General features: G+C 38.9%; 10 protein-coding genes and 1 pseudogene. 5 read left to right on the top strand and 6 right to left on the bottom strand.

The window, feature by feature from the left end; genetic code table 11:
• Positions 1 to 227 precede the first annotated feature (227 nt).
• From R7035_RS12225 to R7035_RS12205, 5 genes are all read left to right on the top strand, one after another.
• A complete protein-coding gene (locus tag R7035_RS12225) occupies positions 228 to 608 on the top strand; it encodes a DUF3302 domain-containing protein (protein ID WP_005375135.1) in 381 nt (126 codons plus the stop codon).
• Positions 608 to 1,738, top strand: coding sequence for an HlyD family secretion protein (locus R7035_RS12220; protein WP_005375134.1), 1,131 nt, complete (start codon positions 608 to 610; stop codon positions 1,736 to 1,738). The genes R7035_RS12225 and R7035_RS12220 overlap by 1 nt, the downstream gene beginning before the upstream one ends.
• Before the next feature lie 335 nt (positions 1,739 to 2,073).
• A complete protein-coding gene (locus R7035_RS12215; RefSeq protein ID WP_262652243.1) occupies positions 2,074 to 2,622 on the top strand; it encodes an ECF-type riboflavin transporter substrate-binding protein in 549 nt (182 codons plus the stop codon).
• Between the two features lie 6 nt (positions 2,623 to 2,628).
• On the top strand, positions 2,629 to 4,368 hold the full coding sequence (locus tag R7035_RS12210; RefSeq protein WP_262652244.1) for an ABC transporter ATP-binding protein: 1,740 nt from the start codon (positions 2,629 to 2,631) through the stop codon (positions 4,366 to 4,368).
• Entirely contained in the window at positions 4,365 to 5,204 is an 840-nt protein-coding gene (locus R7035_RS12205; RefSeq protein WP_005383942.1) for an energy-coupling factor transporter transmembrane component T family protein, read from the top strand. The genes R7035_RS12210 and R7035_RS12205 overlap by 4 nt, the downstream gene beginning before the upstream one ends.
• A gap of 122 nt (positions 5,205 to 5,326) precedes the next feature.
• Here R7035_RS12205 and R7035_RS12200 read toward each other — a convergent pair whose 3' ends face one another.
• The 6 genes and pseudogenes from R7035_RS12200 to R7035_RS12175 all read right to left on the bottom strand — a co-directional run bounded on the left by R7035_RS12200 (position 5,327) and on the right by R7035_RS12175 (position 11,215).
• Positions 5,327 to 5,608 carry a YrhK family protein gene (locus R7035_RS12200; protein ID WP_025768568.1) on the bottom strand — a complete coding sequence of 94 codons (282 nt, stop codon included), beginning with the start codon at positions 5,606 to 5,608 and terminating at the stop codon, positions 5,327 to 5,329.
• Positions 5,609 to 5,814: 206 nt separating this feature from the next.
• Positions 5,815 to 6,321: pseudogene (locus R7035_RS12195) on the bottom strand (MFS transporter); the annotation flags it as partial.
• A gap of 325 nt (positions 6,322 to 6,646) precedes the next feature.
• Complete coding sequence (locus R7035_RS12190) at positions 6,647 to 7,612, bottom strand: hypothetical protein (RefSeq protein WP_262652245.1); 966 nt, start codon at positions 7,610 to 7,612, stop codon at positions 6,647 to 6,649.
• Positions 7,596 to 8,183 (bottom strand): hypothetical protein, encoded by a 588-nt coding sequence (locus R7035_RS12185; RefSeq protein ID WP_262652246.1) that lies wholly within the window; start codon positions 8,181 to 8,183, stop codon positions 7,596 to 7,598. Before R7035_RS12185 ends, R7035_RS12190 begins: the two co-directional genes overlap by 17 nt.
• A complete protein-coding gene (locus R7035_RS12180) occupies positions 8,173 to 9,978 on the bottom strand; it encodes an MFS transporter (RefSeq protein WP_262652247.1) in 1,806 nt (601 codons plus the stop codon). The genes R7035_RS12185 and R7035_RS12180 overlap by 11 nt, the downstream gene beginning before the upstream one ends.
• Positions 9,971 to 11,215, bottom strand: a complete 1,245-nt coding sequence (locus tag R7035_RS12175) for a radical SAM protein (protein WP_318146147.1) — start codon at positions 11,213 to 11,215, stop codon at positions 9,971 to 9,973. The genes R7035_RS12180 and R7035_RS12175 overlap by 8 nt, the downstream gene beginning before the upstream one ends.
• Between the last annotated feature and the right edge of the window lie 754 nt (positions 11,216 to 11,969).

Genomic DNA, 11,969 nt, shown 5'->3' with positions numbered 1-11,969 from the left:
ACCTGGGGCTTTAGTATACTTTTTACTTATCCTTCCTATATCACTTCACTGCTTGTTTAAATAAGTACTCAGCAACACCTTAACTGCCAATAAACATCAGTGGATACTTACATCGCATAAACATAATTCCTAAATAAAAACCGCTTGATTCATCTGTAGTTAAGACAAATACTTAAATTGTTAATTTACGTAGATTTTCCATTTCGCAATACGCACAGGTAGGTAAGATGTTTCTAGACTATTTTGCACTTGGGTTACTCATCTTCGTTGCTTTAGTGATCTTTTACGGAATCATTGTCATCCATGATATTCCATATGAAATCGCCAAAGAGAGAGAGCACCCGCACCAAGACGCAATTCACTACGCTGGCTGGGTCAGCCTTTTCACTTTGCATGCGCTGTGGCCATTTTTATGGATCTGGGCAACATTATGGCGCAAGGAACGCGGCTGGGGTTTTAAACAACTAGAACAAGAAACACACGACATTCATCACCGCCTTGAAGAACTCATCGATGAAGTCAACGAACTCAAAAACGAAGTATCGATGTTGAAACAACAAAAGATTCAGCAAAAGCCTTTGCCTGAACAAAGTAAAGAGGACGAATAATGGACTTATTGCTGATTCTGACTTACGCAGCTCTTTGTATTGCCATTTTTAAAATTTTCAATATTCCTCTAAACAAATGGACCGTTCCAACCGCCGTACTTGGCGGCGTAGTGTTAGTGGGCACACTCGTGCTGCTTATGAACTACAACCACCCATTTACTCAATTAGGTAACCAAGTGTTCCCGACTACGCCTATCGTCTCTGGCGTGCGTGGCCGCGTGGTGGAAGTGCCAGTCCAGGCCAACCAACCGCTCAAAACGGGCGATATTCTTTTCAAAATCGATCCTGTGCCTTTTGAAGCAGAAGTTGCTCGCCTGGAAGCGAAAGTCAAAGAAGCAAGCCAAGGTGCGTTGGGCTTAGAGTCTGATCTAAGAGAGGCAGAAGCTGCTGTATTGAAAGCGCAAGCGGACAGAGATAAAGCACAAAGGGAATTTAGCCGATATCAAAGGGGCTTTGATCGTGGCGCGTTTACTGAACAAGATTTGGATACTCGACGCCAAGCGTATAAAGCGGCAGAAGCCATGTTAGACGTTGCGATTTTGCAACAAGAACAAGCGCAAATCGCTCTGGACTCTGAAATCGGAGGCGAAAATACCCAAGTCGCGCAACTTCTTGCCGAGCTGCGTAAAGCAGAGTTTAACTTAGAGCAAACCGTCGTTCGTGCGCCAACCGATGGTTACGTTACGCAATTGGCTTTGCGTCCTGGTGTTATGGCTGTGCCGTTGCCACTTGCCCCGGCAATGACCTTCGTACATACCGAAGACATTACGTACACCGCGGCATTCAGACAGAACTCATTACAACGCTTGAAGCCAGGCTTTGAAGCAGAATTTATGTTCCGCGCAATTCCGGGCAAAGTGTTCCGTGGCGAAGTCATTGACGTGATTCCAGCCATTGGTGAAAGCCAAATTCAAGCGCGAGGCGCTCTGCTCGGGACTGATGCCTTGCGCACGAGCGGACGTGTTTTTGCGAAGCTGAAAATTACCGACGACTTGAGTGGATACCACTTACCAATGGGTACTGCGGTTGAAGTTGCAGTTTATTCAGACAGCTTTACTCACGTATCAGTGATGCGCAAAGTGCTTATTCGTATGAAGAGCTGGCAGAACTATTTATACCTCGACCATTAATGAACATATAGCGCATTCATTTATTGGTAAAAATAACATCAAACCGTGTAATCAGGGGCTGACGATCAGCCCCTGATTCATTCTAGCCATCCAGATAGATAGCATTCCCACTTTTATTAATATTCTGTATAATGCGCGCCTTATTTTTAATGCTTGCTAAAACCAAAGCCAGTCAAAGGGATGCGTGAATCAAATCACACATTTCCTGAAGAAAAATAGAGCAAACAATAAGCAGCTTGGTTGTTTTGAATATATGTTACACAATCAAATAACTAACGCTTTCCGACAAAACAATTAAACGTTCTTTAAAATCGACTATTGAACTGAGGTTATCTATGAATCTTTCCGCTAAAACTGTTGTGGTTATTGCAATCGGTGCTGCTCTTTACGGTATCGGCGGCTTACCTATGTTTGGCATCCCTGTGTTTGCAAACACAACGCTAAAACCAGCCATGGCAGTATTAGCATTGTTCTCAGTACTATTTGGACCACTTGTTGGCTTCTTGGTTGGTTTTATTGGTCACTGGGTTACTGACCTATTTGCTGGTTGGGGCCTATGGCTCACTTGGGTACTTGGTTCAGGTATTGTTGGTTTGATTATCGGTCTATTCCCTTCTCTAACGCGCTACCGTTTAGAGAAAGGCGATTTCAATATGAAAGACTTCGCGTTATTCGTGGTACTTGCACTATTAGGCAACGTATTTGGTTACGGTTGCTCTGCATTCCTCGACACGATTTTATACGCAGAACCGTTCACTAAAGTGTTTACCCAGCTTTCTATTATCGCGATCGGTAACACCATTCTTATTGCTATTGTTGGCTTCTTCATTCTTAAGTCTGTCGCTAAACGTAACAAGCAAAGCCGTAACTTAACAGAGGCTTAATGTCGAATGACAATCGAATTTTCTAACTTCTCTTTTAGATATGAGTCGCTGGACAAACCGACGCTAAAAAATATCAATCTAAGGATAGAGAAAGGAGAGAAAATCGTCATTATCGGTCCAAGTGGTAGTGGTAAATCTACTCTTGGGCAATGTCTTAACGGACTGATCCCACACGCAATCAAAGGGGAAACCAGTGGAACATTGATCATCAATGGTCAAGACACCGCCCCTTTCGACATGCACCAATACACCGAGCAAGTAGGCACCGTACTCCAAGATACGGACAGCCAATTTGTCGGTTTGAGCATTGGCGAAGACATTGCATTTGCGCTGGAAAACCAGCTAACTTCTAACATCGACATGTACCCATTGGTCAAAGCCACGGCCAAAATGGTCGACTTGGAACAGATGCTAGAACGCTCACCCCACGATTTATCAGGCGGCCAGAAACAGCGTGTTTCTTTGGCGGGCATTCTCGTCGATGACGTCGATATCCTTTTGTTTGATGAACCACTAGCTGCGCTTGACCCTAAAACGGGTAAAAAAACCATCGAGATCATCGATGATCTACACCGCGAAACGGGCAAAACCATCGTAATCATTGAGCATCGTCTTGAAGACGTTCTGCATTGCTCAGTTGACCGTATTATCTTGATGGAAAGCGGCGAAATCATTACCGATACAACGCCAGATGAAATTTTAGCGTCGCCTCTGCTAGAAGATTACGGCATCCGCGAACCGCTTTATATTTCAGCACTGAAAGAAGCAGGCTACGCGATTGAGGGCGATGCAAAACCTTCTAGCTTAACTACCTTACCGTTGGAGCAATATAAACCGGCAGTACAAGCATGGTTTGATGGTTCAACAGCACAACCGCCCAAAACGCCAGCCGAGACTTTGCTTGAAGTCCGTGGCCTCACCTATTCTTACGACGGTGAGAAAAACGCGTTAGAAGACGTGAGTTTTGACATCAAGCGTGGCGAGTTTGTCTCTGTACTTGGCAAAAATGGCTCGGGTAAATCGACCATCACCAAACTGATTATGGGCGTTATTGAAGCGGATAGCGGCTCAATGAGTATGAATGGTCAAGATCTTAACGAACTGACCATCTTCGAGCGCAGCCAGAAAGTGGGCGTGGTGATGCAAAACCCGAATCACATGATTTCCCATCACATGATTTTCGACGAAGTGGCCTTCGGCCTCCGTAATCGTGGCGTTGAAGAGAAACAAATCGAAGCTCAAGTACTTGAAGTCCTTGAGCTGTGCGGTTTGAGCAAATACCGCCACTGGCCAATCGAAGCATTGAGCTACGGCCAGAAAAAGCGCGTAACCATTGCGTCAATTTTGGTATTGGAACCAGAGCTTCTGATCCTTGATGAACCGACGGCAGGTCAGGACTATCGAAACTACACGTCTATGCTGAGTTTCATCGAAAAGCTCAATCGCGAGTTGGGCGTAACCGTGATGATCATCTCTCATGACATGCATTTAGTGCTGGAATACACCACGCGCTCTATCGTGATTGCAGACAGTAAATTAGTCGCGGATGCACCAATGACGCAGGTATTCAGCAGTCCAGAGCTACTAGACCAAGCAAACCTCACCACAACAAGTCTGTTTGAGTTGGCTACGAAAGTTGGCATCGAAGACACCAATGGCTTTATGCAGCACTTTATCAATGTAGAAAAAGCGCACCGCCAACAAAAAAGCGACGACGTAAACCAACTAGAGAAAGCGGTGGCATGAAAGACAATAAGATGAAGTTTGGTATCAACTACATCGATACCCAATCACCACTTCATAAGTTGAATGGCATTACTAAGTTCTTGCTTTTCATTGCTTGGGTAACGGTGGTGTTGACCACATTTGACTTGCGAATCATCGCACTGTTGATCGTGCTTGGTTTAGGCTTACTGAAAATGACCAAAGTGCCCTTTCATGTCTACAAACCGCTGTTATTCGGTACAGGCACGGTATTACTGATCAATGCCCTGTTTATGTTCGCGTTAGCACCGCAACAAGGTACTGAATTCATGGGCTCATCAACGGTTTTACTCTCGTTACCCGGTAATTACTCGCTCACTCAAGAGACGTTGTTTTACCTAGTAACAGTGACGTTGAAATACTTCAGCATGTTTCCAATCGCGTTGGTGTTTGTATTTACCACTCACCCGACGGAGTTTTCAGCCAGCTTGAACCGCTTGGGTGTACCTTACAAAATCGCCTATGCCGTAAGCTTAACGCTGCGCTACTTGCCGGAAGTGAAAAAGGACTTTGTTAACATCATGCACGCGCAACAAGCACGCGGAGTAGAACTGAGCAAGAAGGCTCCGTTGTTCAATCGTATGAAGAACGTCGCGAAGATTCTTGGACCTCTGATTTTCTCTAGTTTAGACAGAGCCGATCAAATCTCAAACGCGATGACGCTACGTGGTTTTGGCCGCCACTCCTCTCGCACTTGGTACAGCTTAAAACCACTGACCAAAGCCGATATGATCTGCATGGCTGGGATTGCGGTGATAGTGATTGCTGCGATCAGCAAGCGTGTGATGGACACACAACTGTTCTGGTATCCGTTTTAAATTCTGAAGCTTCAAACTGAACATAACGTGGTTAGTGTTGTGACCACGTTATCTTCCGTCTTTCCCCTCGATAACTCGCCTGTTGGCTTCTTGCTTGCAAGTATTCAAAAGAAGCGGTAATTTCAGCGGCTCGCTGATGTGCCAGAAAGTTGCTTATTCAAACGACCAACATGAACTAAACTCATCAGTTTTATCAGGGGCTTAATGATCAACTGCGCACTGCCTACAATGAAAAGCCAAGTACCACTTTCAATCAACGAATCATTCAAAAAGAAAAAGCTACCAATTAAAAACCAAATAGCAATGAGTAGGTCGTTTGCAGCACCTAACGCCTCATAGCGGCGCTGAATAACGATGTGACGGCTTCCTAGATCTAAATCCAACTCTCTGCCATGTATCTGCACTGTATAGCTCCCCTCTTATTGTTTCGCGTCAGTTATGCCCAAGTTATTTCGAAATACTTAGTTCTAAACCCTAACGGACGTGGCATGCATTGACAACCATTGGAGGGATTATCTATTTGCAATAAAAAGAAAAGGGCGCATAAGCACCCTTTTTAGCGAGTCTAATTACAGGTATTCGCTTTAATGATTAGATAGTGAGTACCAACTTAACTCCACTTCAACAAGCGAGTTTCGTTGCCTTCTTCCGGCTTCGCTGGAATATTGAGTGACAACAGCAAGCTCACTGCTGCCATACCAGCGCCGATGTAAAATACGCTCGCAGGTGAAACAAGCCAGATGACACCAAACGTAACAGGTATTACAACTGCAGCAATATGGTTAATCGTAAACGCAACGCCTGCGGTCGACGCCATATCGGCAGGATCGGCAATTTTCTGGAAGTAGGTTTTAATCGCAAGCGCTAACGCGAAAAATAAATGATCGACAACATACAATGCTGCCGCCCACTCTGCCGTTTGCACCAAACCGTACCCGACGAACACGAAGATCAAACCGACGTACTCAAACATCAGCGCTTTACGCTCACCAATAACGCCGATGAAGCGGCCGATTCGCTTCGCAAACAAGAAGTTAAAGACATAGTTGATCAAAAACAGCAAGGTAATGTCTGCGGCAGAGTAGCCAAACTTCTCTACCATCAAGAAGCCAGCGAACTATTCCTAGTACTGTAAATGCGCAAACCACACCACTTTGGTTCCGATTCAAGGTGTTACACCTTTACCGTCAGTCTCATGATGAGGTGATGGCTACGATTGAAAAACTTAAATTGCACTATGGCTAGGTGTTACCGGGAAGGACAGATGCTTTTGTGCCGTTTTGATCCCACCTGAATCGAGTTTAAGTGGGAGACTTATGCTTGAGGCATTGCAACTCGAACTAGACGAAGTGGAGAGCTTACTTCGATTTCGCGGTGACTAATTTAAACTGAAATCAATAGGGCTTCTTTGAGAAGCTCTGCTCTCCACCTAATATCTACGATTAGATGGAGGGCAAAGTTTTCTTCTGGCTTAATGTAAAAGAAGACACTACAGGTAGCTTGCCGAGATAATCAATTGCAACTGTAGTCAACTCGATAACTCCAGAGTAGATCATATAAATATTTTCATCATTTAAAGGATGTGTTTTGAAGAATGATTGGACTGAGTAATTATTAATTTTTACAGGCATGTATTCATTTATTATAGCACTAAATTGTATATCAAATGCACCAGACATATTATTACCAACCACACCAAATAAGTTGTGTTTATTTTCATTACACTTTTTAAGGCTATTAAAACTGTTTCTGAATGTTTTGAATATAAAACCTCGATATCCATATCTTAACAAATTATCATAACCAATTATAGGTAAAGATTCATCGGCTATATATAAATTGGATTGAGTTTCTACCAAATTTGAATCTAGTCCTGGTCGTAACGGTTGTTCATAGCCGTAAATATCAAATTCATGAAAAATACAAAGTATTTCATTTAACGCTTTGGGAGATAGGGATGAATTGAAATCTACAACGCATTGTGTTTGGGGGGGCTTGTTTATCAATAAATCTTTTACACTTTCTAAGGAATCAGGCGATGCCTTAATTTTGACGATATCACTCGTTAAATAGCCCATAAAATTGTCTGAAATCCCTATTGTTTTATAGCTCAATTCACTCTTAAATTTATGTAGTTTATGGGGGCGAAGATGCATGCCTATGAAATAACTAATAGCATTCATAGTATGTTCCGACTTCCTATAGTTTTTTGCATCAAATTTTGATACCAGTTCTTCGTAACTCTCACCAGAACTAGGAGATAATGGAATTTCAATAGCGAAACGAATTTTTGAATCAATTTCAAATGAAATCAACAGCTCTTTTTTTGATTTTATTGTACCTGAAGCTGTCTTTATTGGACTCTCTATTGGGTATTCCTTCACGTGTAATCTAAGCAAGATATCCATAAACCACCATATATCCCATATTTTCAAGCCTTAGTTTGCAATCTTTAGCTCTTCCTGTACCTATACTATCAATAGAGTTTATCATAATAAAGTCAGGACTCCCAATCGATATATATGAAAGAAAAAAATCTTCTCCAATATCTTTTGATAGAGAAATAGTTATTGAATAATTTATGTTTAAATCATCTAATATATTAATATTTTCAGACCATATCAATGAATATTTAGCGAAGTTATTGTTTCTACTTTTAATAATAACATCAGTACCAATCGAAAATCCTGAAAACAAAGGTATTGATGCTAGATTTCTAGCGATATAATTTAATGGGATATGTCCCCCAGTAGCAATTCTGAATATCTTATAATTCTTTAAGCAATCATTAATTAAATCTTTTATTTCATTAAATTTCAGTTCTAGGGGTTCACCTCCTGAAAATAAAATTATACCTTCAGAAGAATTAGATATCTCATTAGATGCATTTTCTGTTAATAAAGATGGAGCGCTACCATAAGGACAATGGTAACATTTGGCATTACACCCTGAATTTACATACACTGTCTTAAGGCTCATACGTTACTTCCATTTGAAATTTTTCAGCTAACTGCTTGTAAGAATCAGCTATTTCCAATAAATATGAGTTGCTCAAACCATTTTTAATCAATGATGAGAAGTGAATGCTTTTACTAGACAAAAACTCTTTTATTTCCTTTTCTGCATCAGACTTGGTAATATTAAATGTGTCTGATATGAATTCTATACGTTCATTATTTGTCATATCTAGTTTTGGACTAGTTATAAATGTTAAACCATCAAATAGCGGTTCTCCAACTTCAGCTAGATCCCAATCTATTACATATATAGATTTATCTATAACTAATATGTTATCCGGATGAAGATCACCGTGAATTATAATTGATTGGCTATCATTTTTATTAAGTTTTTTACAAATATTACTAATAATTGAAACAATATGTAATTGTTCCTCTCTACAAAGGTTTGACAAAAGTTCTCCGCTAATGTATTCCCACTCAATTTTATTATTATAATGTGCTAACAATTTAGGTGATGGATAATTTCTATTTTTTTCCTCGAGAAAAAGTTGATTAATATACCTTGTATCAGGATACTCCTGAATATATGTCCAATTTGAATATGTTCTTTTAATGAAGTGTTTCTTGGAAGACATTGATCTAGCTTCGAACAGTTCAGTAATATCTTCTTTATAATGTCGAATAGCAAAAGAAGATATAATAAATACTCCAAAAATTAAAAATGATAGCGTTAAGTTTATTGCTTCAAAGCTTGTAAAGAGCCACGAGTAAAGATAGCTAAAAATCAAACCTAATGATGCAGATAGCATAGCTGTCATTGACATGGCGGTGGACAAATAAGCTCTATTTCTTAGTGCCGTCATTATGTTTGCACTAATTACAGGTCTGTATATAGATTTGAATGAGCAAAGAACTAAAAAACCTACAAAAACCGCATAAACACTTTGGAAAGACATAAGTAAAAATGCAATGGTTGCGATCCCCCCCAAGAATAAAAAGCTTTTATCTAAGCACCAACGGTTTAATAAATACTTTTTGTATATATCTGATGCATACGCCGATACTAAGTTTCCAACGACAAAGAAAATACCGATAAATATAGTTTGGTGAAAGTCAATAAGTTGTTCAAAATGTATTTGAACGGTTCGTGTATTGATAGATACTAAAAATGAAGATATAGATCCTACTATAGCAATAGTTAAAAAATATGCGTTGTAAATATCAAAGGAAGACTTTCTAATTAATTCAATCGAAGATTCTCTCTTTTTTATTTTTACCTGCATAGTAGTAGGTAATTTATATAATGCTAATAAAGATAAAAAAAATGACACTATCTGAAAATAGAATGGAAGTTCAGGATTTAAATGATACAATCCGCCCCCCAGAAGAATCATTGGGATAGTTGCTTTATAGAATAAGGAGTTCAGCTCGAACTTAAACCGTTGAATATCATCACTCTTAACTATCATACTTAAAAGCTTATCTTCAGCACCAGAAAAAAGTGATGAAGATAAAGTTATGAATAGCATGTAAAAAACATATGATTCAACACCATCAAAAGCAATAATAGAAATAAAACCTAAAATAAATAATATGAGTCCTATCTTAAGGATTTTCATATTACTCCATCGGTCTGCTAGTAAACCGAAAGGTACCTCAAGTATGAATGGAAGAACGCCGAATAATCCTGCGATATATACTATCTCTGATACAGATATTCCTTTTTCGTTTGCAAGAAATATTGAAAAAACTGGAACTACCCAAGCTGTAGATTTTCCAATGTGAAATAATTTGTATAGCTGTTTATTACTCACAGAATATTTTTCCTCTACACTCTGAACACTTATTATTGTTTTTAAGTTCGGTAATAGGGTCTTTCATTGACCAATTTATTGTGTCTTTATCGTAAATGTTCCCAAATGGTTTTGAATAAAAACAATTTCTTAGTGAGCCATCATAATCAATGAGTAACGATATTAAAGGGAAGTTACATGGCTCAGATGATTTGACCCTTTTACTAGAGTTATTAGAGTAAAACTTTAAGCATTCTATAAACCTATCTGTATCCCAGTCAATCTTACCTCTGCTGTGCATATCGGTAACTTTTTTATGAATATCACTTTTTTTATTACTTAATACTGAAATTAAATCTTTACATTCACTACTTGAAGGAAGTAAATTGTTTTTTAAATCAGTTGATACTTCAATACTTATTGAGTCACGAGAAAAACTTGTGGAGTCAGTATCTAGAGGACTAAAACCTACATAGTCAACTATACTTTTATCCATAAAGTCCAAATATTCTATAAAATTCCGAGTGATCACATTTGTTAGAGTTGTTCTAATTCCAATACTTTGTTCTGGATTTATTTTTTTGATTATATGAATATTTTCCCATACCTTGTCGAACTTGTTTGTCCCTCGAATAAATTTATATGATTCAGCATCAATCCCATCCATAGAGATAATTATTTCATCTAAACCGAACTTGGCTAACCAATCAAACTTATGTAACAATATAGCGTTTGTGTTTAATTCAATGCCTAAACCGACATCTTTTGCCGCCGAAAGGACTTCTTTGAGTTGAGGGTGTAGTAGTGGTTCTCCTCCTGAAACCATTACAGAGTGTGCACCCCGTTCTACCAGCAAACTGAATGTACTGGATAATACTTTCGCATCATGGTATTTCTTTTTCGATTTCCAACAATCACAAATAATGCATGGACTATTACAGTTTTGGATTATATGAACAATAGGAATCGTAGGCACCCAATACTTTTCAAGATCTAACTGATTGAATTGGATGCTTTGAACATTGTTTTTGTTTAAATTAAACCCTTTATTATTAAGGTCTTTAATTAAATTATCAAAGTCCGATTTTACTAGATTTTTTTCAACTCCAAACTCTCTTGCTAGGATGTCAAGAGAGCGAGATTTAATAATTGATTCCTTAATGAGATATGATGCCGTTTCATTAAGTTCAATAGTTCTGATTTTTTTAAGACAAGTTAGTGTAAGCTTCTCTTCGTTTAGAAGATATTGCGTTCTCATAAAAATTGACCTGTTAATTTAGGCGGAGTTATACTCCGCCTTATATTTAATAAATAGAAATAAATCTACTTATTTTTTTCTCTAAAGGTTTAAAGCAAGTTGCATTCTCGTTAATGGCTTTACTTGATACTGGAGTTTGGTAGTTCATGTTTAATCCCTAATATGTTAATTATCAATATTTGTTACTATCTAACTAAGATAGTTATCATATGAAACCAGTTTTATTTTTAATTAATATCCTAATTATCACAACCACCATTGTTTCACATTTGTGACAATTGATGCACATTTGTATTGTTTGTTGCATTTTTTTGTTTTAAGGAGGTGATTTCATACTGTTTTTTTAGAGGTAAGTCTTATGGAAAGGTGTTCAGCTAATGAACTAAGGCGAGAAAATGAAAGTTATTAACTCAGTCTACGTTAATCATATAAGTCGTATTGATAGGCTGGAAAGCGAGCATTAGTTTTCTAGCTAGGCTCACTCAGTTATGCCTCATTGCGTGACGTTTGATTAGTAAAGTGCGGAGTAAATTTTTTGAATCTTTTCTTAGCATAAAGCTGTGTCATTTTTGAAAGGTTTTTAAAAGGTAGCTATCTACGCTAGTTGCGGAGTTATCGGAAAGCTTTCTTTTCTGGAAACATAGAAGGCAAGTCGGTTAGGCTTGTGTATCGGAGGACTTTGATGTGATGGACGCACCTCCCTTCTAGCACCGTTGTACCAAACTAATGGTGCAACCAGTAAGAGCAGGAGTAA

The organism is Vibrio sp. 1731 (assembly GCF_033339955.1).
Lineage (GTDB): Bacteria > Pseudomonadota > Gammaproteobacteria > Enterobacterales > Vibrionaceae > Vibrio > Vibrio alginolyticus.
The sequence above is the reverse complement of the archived record's forward strand: the minus strand, read 5'-3'. Positions and strand labels throughout refer to the sequence as shown.